At 70.8% G+C, this 13,839-nt stretch carries 15 protein-coding genes; 10 read left to right on the top strand and 5 right to left on the bottom strand.

Features of this window, described 5'->3' with window-relative positions:
* Window positions 1-701: 701 nt before the first annotated feature.
* Entirely contained in the window at window positions 702-2,522 is a 1,821-nt protein-coding gene (locus ACFWBW_RS23530) for an aminotransferase class I/II-fold pyridoxal phosphate-dependent enzyme (RefSeq protein ID WP_385375534.1), read from the top strand.
* Window positions 2,519-3,322: a phosphatidate cytidylyltransferase gene (locus ACFWBW_RS23535; RefSeq protein WP_385375496.1), complete on the top strand. Its 804-nt coding sequence runs from the start codon at window positions 2,519-2,521 to the stop codon at window positions 3,320-3,322. The genes ACFWBW_RS23530 and ACFWBW_RS23535 overlap by 4 nt, the downstream gene beginning before the upstream one ends.
* Window positions 3,323-3,440: 118 nt before the next feature.
* Here ACFWBW_RS23535 and ACFWBW_RS23540 read toward each other — a convergent pair whose 3' ends face one another.
* Both ACFWBW_RS23540 and ACFWBW_RS23545 read right to left on the bottom strand, forming a co-directional pair.
* Window positions 3,441-4,532: a hypothetical protein gene (locus ACFWBW_RS23540; protein WP_385375499.1), complete on the bottom strand. Its 1,092-nt coding sequence runs from the start codon at window positions 4,530-4,532 to the stop codon at window positions 3,441-3,443.
* A 202-nt stretch (window positions 4,533-4,734) separates the two neighbouring features.
* Window positions 4,735-5,622: a hypothetical protein gene (locus ACFWBW_RS23545; RefSeq protein ID WP_385375502.1), complete on the bottom strand. Its 888-nt coding sequence runs from the start codon at window positions 5,620-5,622 to the stop codon at window positions 4,735-4,737.
* A gap of 177 nt (window positions 5,623-5,799) precedes the next feature.
* Here ACFWBW_RS23545 and ACFWBW_RS23550 point away from each other — a divergent pair, with 177 nt between their 5' ends.
* Window positions 5,800-6,630 (top strand): alpha/beta fold hydrolase, encoded by an 831-nt coding sequence (locus ACFWBW_RS23550; protein WP_385375505.1) that lies wholly within the window; start codon window positions 5,800-5,802, stop codon window positions 6,628-6,630.
* Window positions 6,631-6,783: 153 nt separating this feature from the next.
* Here the strand turns inward: ACFWBW_RS23550 and ACFWBW_RS23555 are convergent, their stop codons facing one another.
* Complete coding sequence (locus tag ACFWBW_RS23555) at window positions 6,784-7,371, bottom strand: hypothetical protein (RefSeq protein WP_385375508.1); 588 nt, start codon at window positions 7,369-7,371, stop codon at window positions 6,784-6,786.
* Between the two features lie 164 nt (window positions 7,372-7,535).
* Here ACFWBW_RS23555 and ACFWBW_RS23560 point away from each other — a divergent pair, with 164 nt between their 5' ends.
* The 6 genes from ACFWBW_RS23560 to ACFWBW_RS23585 all read left to right on the top strand — a co-directional run bounded on the left by ACFWBW_RS23560 (window position 7,536) and on the right by ACFWBW_RS23585 (window position 11,470).
* Complete coding sequence (locus ACFWBW_RS23560) at window positions 7,536-8,549, top strand: helix-turn-helix domain-containing protein (RefSeq protein ID WP_385375537.1); 1,014 nt, start codon at window positions 7,536-7,538, stop codon at window positions 8,547-8,549.
* A gap of 318 nt (window positions 8,550-8,867) precedes the next feature.
* A complete protein-coding gene (locus ACFWBW_RS23565) occupies window positions 8,868-9,281 on the top strand; it encodes a VOC family protein (protein WP_385375511.1) in 414 nt (137 codons plus the stop codon).
* Window positions 9,282-9,400: 119 nt separating this feature from the next.
* On the top strand, window positions 9,401-9,673 hold the full coding sequence (locus ACFWBW_RS23570; protein ID WP_385375514.1) for a YdeI/OmpD-associated family protein: 273 nt from the start codon (window positions 9,401-9,403) through the stop codon (window positions 9,671-9,673).
* 126 nt (window positions 9,674-9,799) lie between these two features.
* Entirely contained in the window at window positions 9,800-10,948 is a 1,149-nt protein-coding gene (locus ACFWBW_RS23575; protein WP_385375517.1) for an alpha/beta hydrolase, read from the top strand.
* Between the two features lie 43 nt (window positions 10,949-10,991).
* Window positions 10,992-11,117, top strand: coding sequence for a hypothetical protein (locus ACFWBW_RS23580; RefSeq protein WP_385375520.1), 126 nt, complete (start codon window positions 10,992-10,994; stop codon window positions 11,115-11,117).
* Window positions 11,118-11,140: 23 nt separating this feature from the next.
* Entirely contained in the window at window positions 11,141-11,470 is a 330-nt protein-coding gene (locus ACFWBW_RS23585; RefSeq protein ID WP_385375523.1) for a hypothetical protein, read from the top strand.
* 28 nt (window positions 11,471-11,498) lie between these two features.
* On the opposite strand, the gene ACFWBW_RS23590 is transcribed toward ACFWBW_RS23585, so the two are convergent.
* Both ACFWBW_RS23590 and ACFWBW_RS23595 read right to left on the bottom strand, forming a co-directional pair.
* A complete protein-coding gene (locus tag ACFWBW_RS23590; RefSeq protein ID WP_385375525.1) occupies window positions 11,499-12,185 on the bottom strand; it encodes a 2OG-Fe dioxygenase family protein in 687 nt (228 codons plus the stop codon).
* Between the two features lie 265 nt (window positions 12,186-12,450).
* On the bottom strand, window positions 12,451-13,206 hold the full coding sequence (locus tag ACFWBW_RS23595) for a class I SAM-dependent DNA methyltransferase (RefSeq protein ID WP_385375528.1): 756 nt from the start codon (window positions 13,204-13,206) through the stop codon (window positions 12,451-12,453).
* Between the two features lie 128 nt (window positions 13,207-13,334).
* On the opposite strand from ACFWBW_RS23595, the gene ACFWBW_RS23600 reads away from it, so the two are divergent.
* Entirely contained in the window at window positions 13,335-13,754 is a 420-nt protein-coding gene (locus ACFWBW_RS23600) for a hypothetical protein (protein ID WP_385375531.1), read from the top strand.
* Window positions 13,755-13,839 lie beyond the last annotated feature (85 nt).

The raw sequence follows: 13,839 nt of genomic DNA on the forward strand, positions 1-13,839 counted from the left end.
GCGCCGAGGTCGGTCCGAGTGCGATTTCAGCCGGAGGTCAGGGCGCCACTCTGGACGCCACCGAAGGCCTGAGGACCCGGTCGGGCAGCACCTGAACACCCGCCGGGCCAAGGAACGTTCCGTGACGTCGTGGAGGTTCGGGCCGCCTCGCTCCCGCGCCGGACGATTACACAGCGATGGCGGCTCCCGAGACGTGCCCGGCGGTCTCCAACGGGGCTGCCCGGCGCGAGGCGGCCCGTACGGATGTGGGCCTCTGACTCCTCAGGGTGAAGGCCGCCGCAGAGTGGCTGCGCAGATCAGCCGGGTCGAACAGCCTGAAGGGCTCCTGCGATTCGCCGATTCCGGCTGATTCCGGCTGAACCGGCCCGCTTCGGGAAGCCGGGAGCGCGTGAGAGCCGGTCCGGGATCGTTCGGATCAGCCATGGCGAGAAGCTAGCATGAGAGCCTCTGACCTGCTCATACGCATACGCGAGCGTGGTTGTGGTCGTGGATCCCAACGGTGTTCGATCTCGGCGTTCAGCGCCCCTGGCCCACGATCACCAGCACGGTCTCGCTGCTCGGCGCCGGCTGCTTCCCGGGATGTCGCACGGTCAGAGCCGGTGCACCTGAGTACCCGTACCCAGGGCGAATGAGCTGCGCAGCTCTGACTCGGCAGACACGTGCGGCGCAGGATTCAACCCAATTCGAACGATGAGGAACTGATGGAACGTGACCTGCAGCTGCGCGCCGCTACTCCCGAGGACCTTGAGTGGATCCACGAATTGCGTCACCGGGTATACGCGCAAGAGCTCGGCCAGCACGCACCGAACTCGGTCGGGCGGCTCCGCGACGGTCTGGACGGCGACAACGTCTACCTGGTCGCGGCACGAGGAGAGGTCCGCGTAGGCTTCATCAGCCTGACTCCGCCCTGGTTGAAGCGGTACGCGCTGGACAAGTACGTGTCCCGCGCCGAGCTGCCGCTGCTGGACGAGGAGGACCTGTTCGAAGTACGCATCCTCACCGTCGAGCCCCGCTGGCGCGCCTCCGCGGCGGCGCCGCTGCTGATGTATGCGGCGCTGCGCTGGATCGCTTCCCGGGGTGGCCGTCGGGTGGTGGCGATGGGGCGCACCGAGCTGCTCGCCATGTACCTGGCCGCCGGGCTGCAGCCGGTCGGGCGCACGGTCCACAGCGGGGCGTTGACGTTCGAGGTGCTGACCGGAAGCGTGACCGAGCTGACGAGGGTCGCCATGGACCGCCACCGCACGACGTTGGACCGTCTGCGCGCCCAAGTGGACTGGCGACTGGACGCACCGTTCGCGCCCCGCGCTGACGGTTGCGAGCACGGAGGTGCCTCGTTCACCGCCATCGGTACGGACTTCCACCACCTGGACCGCCGTCATCGGGTGGTCGCGGCGGACGTGCTGGACGCGTGGTTCTCGCCGGCGCCCGGCGTGCGCGCGGCGCTCGCGGAGGATCCCGAATGGGCCGCCCGCACCTCGCCGCCGACCGGTGCCGACGGCCTGCTGGCGGAGATCGCCCGGGTGCGGGCGCTGCCGGTGGAGACACTCGTACCGGGAGCAGGCTCGTCGGACCTGATCTTCAGGGCTTTCGGTCACTGGCTCACCCCGCAGAGCAGGGTGCTTCTGCTGGACCCGGGCTACGGCGAGTACGCCCACGTCACGGAGAAGGTGATCGGATGCCACGTGACCCGGTTCCGGTTGCGTCGTGAAGACGGCTGGCGGATCGATGGGGAGCGGTTGTCCGCTGCTGTCGAGCACGGCCGCTACGACCTCGTCGTGGTGGTCAATCCGAACAACCCGACCGGGCGCCATGCCCCTTCCGCTGAACTGCGCTCCGTGATCGCCGGCGCGCCCGAGGGAACCCGCTGGTGGATCGACGAGGCCTACCTGGGCTACGTCGAGCTGGGCGAGTCGCTCGCCGGCCTTGCCGCGACGGATCCGAGGGTGGTGGTCTGCAGCTCCCTGTCCAAGATGTACGCGCTGTCCGGCATGCGGGCCGCATACCTGGTTGCCGAGCCGGGCACCGCGACGGAGTTGCTCCGGCGGACGCCGCCGTGGTCGGTGAGTCTCCCTGCACAACTGGCCGCGGTGGCCGCCCTGCGCGATCCGGCGTACTACAGGAGCCAGTGGGAGCGCACGCATGCCCTGCGGCGGCAACTGGCCGCCGATCTCGTCGGCACGGACGAAACCGTGACGGTGGAGGAGGCCGTGGCCAACTGGCTCACCGTGACGCTGCCGTCCGATGGCCCGAGCGCCGCGCAGCTGGTGCAGGAGTGTCGCCGTCACGACGTCTATCTGCGAGACCTGTCGCCCATGTCCTGCGAGTACGAAGGACGTACGGTGCGCATCGCGGTCAGGGACACGGTGGAGAACGCGCGCATCGTGTCGGCGTTCCAGCAGGCGATGGGCGTGCTGCGGCCGGTGGCGTCGTCGGCTGTCTCGATGCCCGAGAGCGTCTCCGCCTCCGTCTCGGCCTCCCTCTCGGCCTCCCTCTCGGCCTCCTCCCCCGGCTCTTCCCGGTGATCACCGTAGCCTCGCTGGCGCCCTTCCTCGGTGGGGCGCTGGCACTGGCCGGTGTCGCGGTGGCAGCGTCCCGGCGCCGCGAGCTGATGATCCGGTGGTGTGCCTGGATGGTCGGAGTGCCCCTGGTCACGGGGGCGTTCTGGCTGGGCCGTCCGGGCACCGCGGCGATCGCCGTCGTGGTCGGCGTGGTCGCGGCGATGGAGTTCGGCGGGCTGATGCGGATGAACCGGGTCGACCGGGCGGTGCTCGCCTCGGCGGTGACCGGCGTGGTACTCACCGCGTTGTGGGCCCCCGGGCAGGAAGCTCGAGCGATTGCCATCGGTGCGCTCGCGGTGGCTTCGGTGCCGCTCCTGGCGGGCGACGCCGACAACGGCCTGCGTCGGCTGACCTCCAGCCTCCTCGGGCTCGCCTGGCTCAGTGTCCTGGCCGCGCTGGTTCCGCTCGGGGCGAGCGCGCTGGCGCTGTTCGTGGCAGTCTCGGTCGCCGACATCGTGGCGTACTTCGCCGGACAGGGGTTGGGCGGGCCGCGACTGTCGCCCCTGTCACCGGCCAAACGGTGGAGTGGGACCCTGGTCGGGGCCGTGGCTGCCATTGGGGTCCTTGGCGTCCTTTCCGCGCTGAGTTGGCCGATGGCGATCGCGGCGGCGGTCGGCGGTCCGGCCGGCGACCTCCTCGAGTCCATGGTCAAGAGGGGTGCACAGGTCAAGGACGCCGGACGGTGGCTACCCGGTTCGGGCGGCTTGCTGGACAGGATCGACTCACTGCTCTTCGCGCTGGCTGTCCTGCTCGTCCTGAGCTGACCTTCCGTGGCCTCGGACGTTCGGGACGGCGACGGGCCGTACGGAGTCTTCCGTGCGGCCCGTCACCCCGACACCCTCGCCACCTCGCCACCCCGCCACGACCTGGTCGGCACCTGCGTCAATGCAGGAAACCCGGCCGCTCTGCGTCGGGGTTGGCGATGTCGAAGAGGATCATGGTCAGCTCGTGGGTCACCTTCTCCACAGAAAGGATCTGAGTGCGGACCGGCGCGGGGATGTGCGCTCGCTCCCACCGTGCCACCGGCTGATCGGCCGGGCGGGCCGCCCACAGCGTCTCGATGTCGGTTGCCGTCTTCACCAGCGAGTGCGCCGCATTGCCCGCGACCGAGCTGACGGCGTTGCCCAGCGGGTCGCCGGCGTCCCCTCCGGGGCCGAAAGGCAAGAACTCGGGCAGCTCGGTGAGGGTGAGGAAGGTGGAGTTGATGTGGGGCATGCGCAGCATGCGCTGTACCCAGGCCGGGTCGGTCACTCCGTCGGGCAGACTCGGGTAGTCCGGCTCGGCGACCAGCGTGTCATGCATGATCCCCGCGAACTTGCGGTGCTCGCGGGTGGGAGTCCAGAGCCCTGCGCGCAGGGCTGCTTCCAGCCGGTCGATCTGGGCACGGGCATGGGCCACGTCTGCTGCCCATTCGGGCTCAAGATCCGTGATTCCGGAGGCCCGCACCGCGCGAGCCCGGTCTCCGATCGTCAACGGGGGCGGCTCCGTCCCGTCGTAGGTGTCCTTCAGCTCCCGGTCTTCGGCGATCTGTGCCGTGACGTGGTCGGAAAGGACTTGGCGGGCAAAGTGTCGGCGCTTCTCGTCTCCGACGAGCTCAAGCCAACCCGCCTCGGTTCGCTCCCGGGCCTCGCCGGTCTCCAGCGGTCCCCGGTGCAGACGCCCGGTGTGGGCGCCGTCGACCCAGTCGAACAGGGTCGGCAGCTCGACGTCGTCGACCAGGATGTCCGCCGCGCGGGCGGCGCGGCACGCCGCGAGCGCCAGCAGAGCGACGACGCGCATCCACCGGGAGTTGAACTCGGCGCCGTCGGGTGCGTCCGGGCGGCCAGGCCGCGGTCCCGGCGGGCCGGGCACGGCCCGGCTGTCGTAGCCGGTGTGCCACACGACCAGGGATCCGCACGTCATCACGGCGCGCCGCCACGCCACCATCCCGTACGCGGCCTCGTTACGCCGTTCCCAGCGCTGCCCATCGGCCACGATCCACCCCTCCCAGGTGCCGGCCTACTACCGATCCCCTGGGAGGCTAACCGCCACCCACATAAGGCGCAGCCGGTCGGGGTCCAGGGCCGGAAAGCCGGAAGAGCCACGTCATCCGAGGGGCCGGCGGGCTGACGGGTCTTCGGGCCCATCCGGGCCCTGGGAAGGCGGGTACAGGGCCGGCTTTCTCCCCTCCTGCGGTTCACTTCTCGGATCGGGTGAGTTTCTCCACGTTGCGTGCTGCCGTCTCCGCCCGGCGGCTTGCCTTCGCAGCCGCGCGCTCGGCCTGCCTCAGTCGGGCCGCCGCGTCCGCGTGCGCCGTGCGTGCCGTCTCCAGCTGCTCGGCTGCGGCCCGCGTCTGTTCTTCGGCCGCCGCCACGGAGGCCGCCGTGCTGTCCACCAGGTCCCGCGCGGCCGCCTGGCCGGCCTCCAGGCGCTCCGCCTCAGCCTGCGTCTCGGCCGACTCGGCCCGAGCCGCCTCCAGCCGAGCGCGGTGCGCCTGCTCCGCCGTCCCGTCCGTATCCGGGGCCGGGGTCCGTGCCTTCGCGGGCCCGGGGGGATGGAGCTCCTCCGCCTTCCGGGGCGCCGTCGCGCCGGGCTGTGGTTCGAGGCCGGTGAAGCCCGCCGCGGCATCCGGGGTCTTCACCAGGCGGCCCGCCGACCACGACGCGGCCACTTCGGCGTCTGCGAGGACCGCGTGGAGGATCTGCTCGACCTCGTGCAACACCGGCTCGCTGACCGTCTGGCCGGCCTCGGCGGCGAGGTCGCGCGCGGTGCGCGCGAGGTGGCCGATCACCATGTGCTGGTCGTGCGACAGCTTTCGCAGCTGCGCGCCGTCCAGGGTCCGGTGCGCGGCGCGCAGTGCCTCGCCGAGCCGGAGGAGCTGCTGTGCCTCTTTCGGCCTGTGACGGGCCAGTAGCCCGGCCGTCCATGCCGCGACGGTGGGCTTGCGCAGCTTGGCGATCGCGGTGGCGAGCTCTCTGTTCCCGGCCTTGCGGGCCTGGGTCACGCGCTCGTCCCGGGCAGCTGTGAACTCCGCAGGCGGGAGCCCGAGCAGTTCCAGATTCACGGACTCCACGTCCATATCCATGCGCGGAAGTCTCCCGCGCCCGCCGCACCACGGCCGATACCCGGCGAGGCTCCGCGCGTCGGCGAGTGCGCGGGACACCGTCGGACAGCGCAGCGGGTCATGGATTCACAGGCATGGAATCTTGTCTCCGGCCCGGGCATCCTTCCCTGACACATCAGCACGGATCAGGGGGCGCGCGTGGAGTCGGTGGTCGTGGACGGAGTGCGGATCGCGTACGAGCGGACAGGGCGGGGCCGGCCAGTGGTGCTGGCGGGCGGTACGGGCATGCCGCCGGTGGCATGGGAGCTGTGCGGGGTCCGCGAGGGACTGGTGCGGGCGGGCTTCGAGGTGATCACCTATGCCGCGCGCGGCGTCGCCCCTTCCGACGCCCCCTCGGCGGTGTGCTCGATGGCGGACCTGGCCGGGGACCTGGCGGGGCTGATGGATGCGCTCGGCCTGACCGGCGCCGCGGTGGTGGGGTACTCGCTGGGGAGCTTCACCGTCGAGCTGCTGGCCCGTACCCGGCCCGACCTGGTGGCGTCCGCGGTGCTCATGGCGGGCGCCGGACCTGTCACCGGGGTCCTCGACGCGATGCTGGACGCGGAGGCCGAGCTGATCGCCGCGACCGGTCGGCTGCCCGCCGCGTTCACCCGCCTGCAGACCCTGCTCTCCAGCCTGCCGCCGGCGGTCCTGCGCGATGACGAGGAGCAGACCCGCGCCTGGCTGGAACTCCTCGGAGCTCAGGAAGACCTCTGGACATCGCCCGACGGGGAGGTCGGTCAGGCCACGGCAGCCGAAGCGTGGCTACGCGATCCGCACCGGATGGCCGCGCTCGCCGACATCACCGTCCCCGTGCTGGTCCTGGGCTTCGAACACGACCTCTATTTCCCGCCGCACGCATCCGAAGCCGCCGCCGCTGCCCTGCCGCGAGGCGAGTTCACGGTCATCGCCGGCGCCGCGCACGGAGGGCTCCTCACCCACCCGAAGGAGACCGGAAGCGCGCTCCATGAGTTCCTGACCCGCCGGTGACCTGTCCCCGCCCGGGGTGGGTCGGTCCGTTCAGCGAGTGCTCACCATGCGCAGTGGTGACCGCCCGCCCCCTCGGGTGCGTACGGACTGAATCCGTACGCACCCGAGGGCCACGGCGGAGCGGTTGTTCACCCGGGGCGGGCCGGGCGGGTGTCAGCAGGCGTCGATCTTGAAGATGGTGTTCCAGGAGCCGCTCCGGTCCTCGGAGTACGCCCCGGGCGTGGTGTAGCGGAGGTCGCCCGCACTGCCGTACATCTTCGCCCGGGTACCGGACGACTGGTTGTTGCTCCAGGAGCCGTTGCCGGTCCAGGTGGAGACGTTGAGGGTCTCGCTGCACACCTTCTGCCGCTTGACCTCGCCCGAGAAGTTCTCGCCGCGGTAGGCGCAGAAGGTGTACGAGCCGCAGCTGGTCGGGGCCGCGAGGGTGCCCACGGCCTGCGGGGCGGCGTCGAGGTCGCGGGCATGGGTCTCGCCCGGCAGCACCAGCAGGATCTCGGTGCCGTTGGCCAGCGTCACCTCGTTGGCCGCGGTCTGCTTACCGCCCTCCTGGGCCAGCCGTGCGTCGACAACCGCCTGGAGGGTGCGGGCCTGGGCAGCGGTCAGGCCCGCGGAGCGGGACTGGGCGCTGAACTCCGAGCCGGCGGTGGCCGTCGTACCGGCCGTGGCCTGACCGGCCGTCACCAGACAGCCGGCCAGCGCGAGGGCGATCGCGGCGGCGGTGGTGAATCGTGTGGTCCTCATAGGAGCTCCTTCGGTCGGCAGGATCTCGAGACCCTGCGGGGGGGGGTGAGCCGGGCATGACAATGCCGGGGCCGCAGGGCGCCGTCTTGGAAAAACGCGAAGGCCGCCGATCAGCCGCCGAGGCCGTTGCGGGCAGCGGGACCGCGCTGCCGCTCGACGCTGTGATGGTCATCACGGGGTGCAGGTCGACTCCCGTGGGGCAGGCTTGCTGCCGACCGCCGCGGCCCTCGCGCCGCGCCTTGCACCTCCACACCGCTGATCATTCAGGGGGATCCGTGCAGCTGGTGGCACCCGCATGTCCAGGCATCGACTTACACACCGGACCCGGCTGGGAGGTGGCCCGGCGTGCCGGACCTCCCGGTCTGCCCGGGATACTCGGCTACCGCGGATTCCGCATCGACGCACCGAGTGCGCGGGCACGCTTGGAGGCCCCGGACGGATGCGTGTACCTCGTCCTCGGATTCGCCGAACCCCTGACCCTGCTGCGCGGCCCGGAGCAGGCGGAAACCAGCCACACCTCGCTGCTGTGCGGGCCGCAGCAACAGGCGGGACTGGGTACGCACCACGGCCGGATACACGGCATCGAGATCGCCTTCACCCCCTGGGCCGCGTCCGCCCTGTTCCGCGTGCCCATGCATCAGCTCACGGACACGGTCGTCGTTCCCGAGCAACTCTCCCTGCCCTGGCTGTCCCGGCTCCACGGGCGATTAGCCGCCTCGGGCACCTGGTGCCGGAGCTTCGCCCTGCTCGACCGCGCCCTGGCCGCCCGGGCGGCGGGCGATCCGCCCGCCGGGGCCGCCGAGATCCGGCAGGCCTGGAACCACTTGAGCGGATGCGGAGGACGCACGACCGTACAGGGGCTCGCGGAGGCCACCGGCTGGAGCGCGCGCCGCCTCCAGCAGCGCTTCCGTGAACAGATCGGTCTCACGCCCAAGGCCGCCGTCCGGATCATCCGACTCCAGCACGCCCTGCGGCTGCTGCAGACCTCGGCATCACTGAGCCAAGTCGCCGACTCCTGTGGCTACTTCGACCAGTCGCACCTGAACCGGGACTTCAGCCTTCTCACCGGCGGCAGCCCGCGCGACTTCTCGGCCGGCCGCAGTGCGCACGCGAGCGGTCCGCCGCTGGCCCGCGCCAGCGGTACGCAGACCAGCAGCACCCGGGCGGTAGCCGCCTGACTCCCTGCCGGGAGGGAGGGGCCAGGGTGGCCGGGGTGGCCGGGGCCGCACCCTGTGCCCTTGAACGTCCGGGGTGAATCCGCATCGATCAGGAATCGAGAAGCGCGGTTCACGGAACGCCTCTAGCCTTCTCACCATGGACTCCAGCGTTCACACGGCCTCTCTGCCACACGAAGCCCCGGACGCGGGGCTCGCCCCCACGCCGTCCTGACTCCTCGCCGTTTCCTACCGGTTGACCGGCGAACACGCACCGATGTGGCAACCGGGCCCCGGCCCGGATCTCAGGCACGCATACACCCACAGTTCAAGGAGCAAGGCATGAAGGCGCACGTCAGCTCGATCCTTCTTGGCGTCCGGGACATGGACCGGGCCAAGCGGTTCTACGCCGAGGGACTCGGCTGGAAGATCCAGAACGACTTCGGCATCTCGGTGTTCTTCGCATCGGACGGCGCCTCGCCCGTCGGCTTCTACAGCCGCGAGGGCCTGGCCGACCAGGTGGGCACGGACCAGGAGGGCAGCGGCTTCAGCGGACTGGTTCTGACCTATGTCGTCCGCAGTGAGGCGCGGGTCGACGAGATCATGGCGGAGGCCCAGAAGGCCGGCGCCACGGTCCTCAAGGCGGCCGGCGCCCTGCCGTGGGGCGGGTACGGCGGCACGTTCGCCGACCCGGAGGGCTACATCTGGAGTCTCGGCTACAGCGACCAGGGAACCGACCAGCCCTACGCCAAGTAGCCGCGGCCCTCGTCCCACAGCGGTCCGGGACGGCGTGGCGCGTGCCGCTGCCGTCCCGGGACACTGTGAACCCGCCCAGAACAAAAAAGAGCCGGGGTGCCCTCCCCTACGGGCGAAAGTTGATCGGCCTCAGCCACGCCAACCGGCGGGCCGCGGATGTGGAGATCGGCGAGGAGGTCGAGGTCGAGCTGGAGCTCGACACCGAGCCGCGCGTCGTCGTCGAGCCTGCGGACTTCACCCAGGCGCTGGATGCCGACCCGGCCGCCCGCGCCGCCTACGACAGCCTTACGTACAGCCGCAAGCGCGAGCACGTGCGCGCCATCGAGAACGCAAAGATGCCCGAGACGCGCCGACGCCGTATCGAGAAGGCCATCGCCACGCTGCGGGGCTGACGCCCACACCCACTACGACGACTCCCAGGTCGCCTGGCGCATCGACCGGGCCCCACCCACGGCTAGGCAGAATGGTCCAGACCTTCTAGGGTGGGCGTTCGTCAAGTCCTTCTGAACGTAGTCATCTTGGGGTGGTTGATGGTCTCGCGCCGGTCCCTCCTGGTTCTCGCCGGATTGAGCGCGGGGGCGGTCACCCTGCCCTCCGTGCCCGCGCTGGCCGCCGGGCGGGTCATCGATCTTCCCGCTCCCACCTCCCGGCGGCCGGTCGGCACCATCGACCTGCACCTGGTCGACCACGACCGTGACGACCCCCTCGCGCCGGACCGCAGGCCGCGCGAACTCATGGTGCAGCTCTGGTACCCCGCACTCACCACCGCCGGCTTCAGTCGGGCCCCTTACACCACGAGCCGGGTCGCAGCCGCCCTCGAGGCCGGCCTGCCCCTCAAGGCCGGCACCCTGGGGTCCGTACGTCCGCACGCCCGGGCCGGCGCGCCCGCCGTGCCGGGGGCGCTGCCACTGGTGCTGCTCGGGCACGGGCGCAAGGGCGGACGCAGCAATTGCACCGCCCTGGCCGAGGAACTCGCCTCGTACGGGTACCTCGTCGCGGGCATCGACCACACCTACGACGCGGCCGTGGTGGAGTTCCCCGACGGCCGGGCCGTGCACAGCGTGCTGCCCGAGGAGTCGGACGACTGGGACCGCCAGGAACGTCTCGAAATCGGCGCACGCGTCGGTGACCTGCGGTTCGTGGCCACGACCCTGACCCGTCGGCGGCGGTCGCCCTGCGCGGCCCCCCGCGGGATCGGCGTCGTCGGACATTCCATGGGCGGAGCCGCTGCCGCCGAACTCCTCCGGGTGGACGACCGCTTCGCCGTCGGGGTCAACCTCGACGGCGCCCTGTTCGGCTCCCCCGTGGCCGACCTCGGACTGGACTGTCCGTACCTGCTGCTCACCGCGCTGGAGGACCACGACACCTGGCAGCGCTGGCGCGAGCACCAGCGCGGCTGGGGCCGCCAGCTGCGAGCGCGTGACACCGGGCACCTCACCTACACCGACCTGCCGCACTTCGCCGTTCCCGGCGGCCTGGCGGAGTCCTGGCCACCCGAGCTCTACGCCGAACTGCTCGGGACCCTGCCTCCTGCCCGCTCGACCGAGGTGATCCGGACCTACACCCGCCTGACCCTCGACCGGTTCCTGAAGGGCCGGCCGTCCCCCCTGCTCAACAGCCCCTCCCCGCGTTACCCGGAAGTCGACTTCCGGTGGGCCCGCGGCTGACGACACCCGCTCACGCCCGGAAGTCCTCCTCGAAGTGGCTGTCGTGGCGCACACGGAACTCGCCCTGGAGCTCGACTGCCGCGTCGCACCGACTCCGGAAGGCCTCAAGGAGGCGCGCGAGCGGGGGGAGGGCGTGCGCGGCCGGTATTCCCATGCCTCCCTGGCGTAAGAGCACAGAACAGGCCACTGAGAATGTCCTTCTTCCTTCCCGACTTCGATGATTCCGTCGTCGTACGCGCAGCCGACGCCGAGCTCATCGGGGGCGGCACCCCGGTCCAGAACCACCTACTCGTGGACAGCACCCAGGTGGGTGGCGCGCTCTCCACCATGCGCGTCACTCCGGGCGAGATCGCCGACATGCTCGTCATCATCACGCCGGGCATCGAGCGCTTCGAGTACTTCCGGCACCTGGAGCGGATCAGGTACGGGAAGGTCCCGCCCGAGAGCCTTCTCGAAGTGCAGGAGCTGTACGACTCCTACTTCGGCACCAGCGCGCTCTGGGAGGCCTCGCGCACCGGGTGACAGCGGCGGGGATCAGGGCGGTGCGGTGTCACAGCTGGGGGACGTACGGGGCGATTCCGACGATGAGGATGGACCGTTCGCCCGGCCCCGGATCGGAGCCCGCGCGGACCGGGCCGACGTAGTGGCTGACCCTGTGGTCGTGCACGGCGTAGCCGTCCAGTGGGTCGGTGAGGGTGAAACTGGCGTGGATGTCCGCCCACGGATCCTCGGGCTGCAGGCCCGCGCTGCCCGGCGTGGCGATGACGTTCTGCCCACCCGTGACGTTGGTTAGGCTGATCAGGTGGGCGAAAGTGAACGTGCTGGCCGAACCGCCGTCCTGGTGCAGGCAGTTCGGGGAGGAAACAGCATCCTGGCCCGGACGGTCGACGCCGAGCCTGATCAGGTGGACCCCGGCCCACAGGGGCCGCCTCCTCAGGTCCCTCAGGGCAAGGACCTGCTCGATGTCCCAGTGCAGGAGCCGCAGCAGCAGTGCGTTGTCGCGCAGCGCCTCGGGGATCTCGGGCAGGACCCGGAGCTTTCGCGGGTGCTCGGGGTCGTCCTCGCCCTGGGAGAAGTTGGTGACCGTGCCGTGTACGGGGTCGGGGGTTCCGGGAATCCAGGACAGTTCGTCCTTCCACGGCAGGTACACGGCATGGGAGTAGCGGCGGAACCGGTTCGTTCCCGGAGCGTACGGGTCGGGCGGCAGGGCCGCGCAGCCCTCCTGGATCCGGGCCAAGTCCCTCTCCGCGGAGCCGCCCTGGGCGATGCCGAGCTGCTCGGCACCGTAGCGGGCAAATCCATGCTCACGCAGACCTTCGACTCCTGGTGTGCCAGAACCCCCCGCATCAGAGTGCGGCCGCCGCCGGGGCTCAGCATTTCCCACGTGTTCCTCCAACAGGTCAACACCGCGGCCATGGCGCCGGCGGCCGTGCCGACCTTACGCACACTTCCCCTCCTCCCGGCCATCCACCTGCCCGCCAACGGAACCCACGTGACCGGAGCTACCCCTGTCCGGCGCTCCTCGGCTTGCGCCACACGGAGATGTGCTTCGCGGAGTCCTGGGTGAACGGCGCCCCGCCCCAGTCCGCGACGCGACGTTCCAGCTCGATTCCGGCGATCCGTGCCATCAGATCGAGCTCGGCCGGCCAGGCGTAGCGGTGCCGGGAGTTGTCGCGGCGGTAGTGGCCGTCGTCGCCGTCGCGGGTGAAGTGGTTCGAGACGAGAATCTGCTCGACCAGGTCGAAGGTGTCGAAGCCGAGATGCTGTTCGGAGACGTCGAACGGCACTGCGACCTGGCCGGGCGGCAGGAGCCGCAGCGGCGGCACGCCCAGCTCGATGACGAATCGGCCGCCGGGCTCCAGATGGCGTGCGGCGTTGCGGAAGCACTCGACCTGCTCGTCCTGGGTGAGCAGGTTCGTGATGGTGTTGTAGACGAGATAGACCACGGTGAACTCGCCGGGAACGGCGGTCGTGGCCATGTCCCCGATGACTACGGGGAGTGTGTCCTCGTCGACCTTGCGCCGCAGGACCGCTGCCATGTGCTCGGACAGTTCGATGCCCACTACCGGCACGCCGCGTGCCCGGAGCGGGACGCCCACTCGGCCGGTCCCGATGGCGAACTCCAGCGCCCGGCCGTCTCCGGCCAGCTCTGCGAGGAAGGCGAGAGTCGGTTCGAGAACGGCGTCCGAGGACGTCTCGGCCTCCTCGACGTCGTAGCGGTCGGCGGTCTCACGGGTCCACAGCTCACTGCTCGTCACGGGCGGACACTCTGCCGGGTGCCGAGGGGCGCTGTCGACGCATTTCCCTTCCACCGGCCGGGGCCGGGCTCCGGCCACCCGCCTCACCCCCTCTACCAAAATTGGAGATTTCGTGAAGAATGGGGGCAATGATGACCGTTCTGGTGACGGGTGTGGCGGACGGCGCAGAGCTGGAAGCCCTCCGTACGTGCATTCACACGGGGCCGCATTTCCGCATCGTTGCCCACACACACGACGCCGACGTCGCCTTGGCGCAGGCCCGCGTGCTGCTTCCGGACATCGCCGTGGTCACTCTCCACCGGCCCGACGCCCAGGGAGAACGCGACCGTCGGGCCCTCGTTCGCGCCCTCCGGTCCTTCGACCCTCCCACGGGGATCATCCTGCGCCGCGACGCTCACGAGGCAGCCGAGGCGATCGGCCCGGGGCTCGAGCCGCTCCAAGGAGCCATTCACGAGGTCCGGCGTGCCGATCTCGACGCCCTCCACCACGCCTTGGTCGCCATCGGGCGCCGACGGGCCAGCTGCAACATCGATCCCGCGGCACACTGAAAACGCCCGGCCGGGGGGTCCGGTCGGGCGTTGTCGTGGTGCTGCGGTCCGCTGGTGGTTTAGTACCAGTGGTGGTTCTGCCAGA

This window comes from Streptomyces sp. NPDC059957, assembly GCF_042730015.1.
Taxonomy (GTDB): domain Bacteria; phylum Actinomycetota; class Actinomycetes; order Streptomycetales; family Streptomycetaceae; genus Streptomyces.

Excerpts from the sequence above, each read along its gene's own strand:
- ACFWBW_RS23560 (WP_385375537.1), top strand. The coding sequence starts at position 7,536 with ATGGTCATCACGGGGTGCAGGTCGACTCCCGTGGGGCAGGCTTGCTGC.
- ACFWBW_RS23545 (WP_385375502.1), bottom strand. The coding sequence starts at position 5,622 with ATGGATATGGACGTGGAGTCCGTGAATCTGGAACTGCTCGGGCTCCCG.
- ACFWBW_RS23600 (WP_385375531.1), top strand. The coding sequence starts at position 13,335 with ATGATGACCGTTCTGGTGACGGGTGTGGCGGACGGCGCAGAGCTGGAA.
- ACFWBW_RS23585 (WP_385375523.1), top strand. The coding sequence starts at position 11,141 with ATGTCCTTCTTCCTTCCCGACTTCGATGATTCCGTCGTCGTACGCGCA.
- ACFWBW_RS23565 (WP_385375511.1), top strand. The coding sequence starts at position 8,868 with ATGAAGGCGCACGTCAGCTCGATCCTTCTTGGCGTCCGGGACATGGAC.
- ACFWBW_RS23530 (WP_385375534.1), top strand. The coding sequence starts at position 702 with ATGGAACGTGACCTGCAGCTGCGCGCCGCTACTCCCGAGGACCTTGAG.
- ACFWBW_RS23555 (WP_385375508.1), bottom strand. The coding sequence starts at position 7,371 with ATGAGGACCACACGATTCACCACCGCCGCCGCGATCGCCCTCGCGCTG.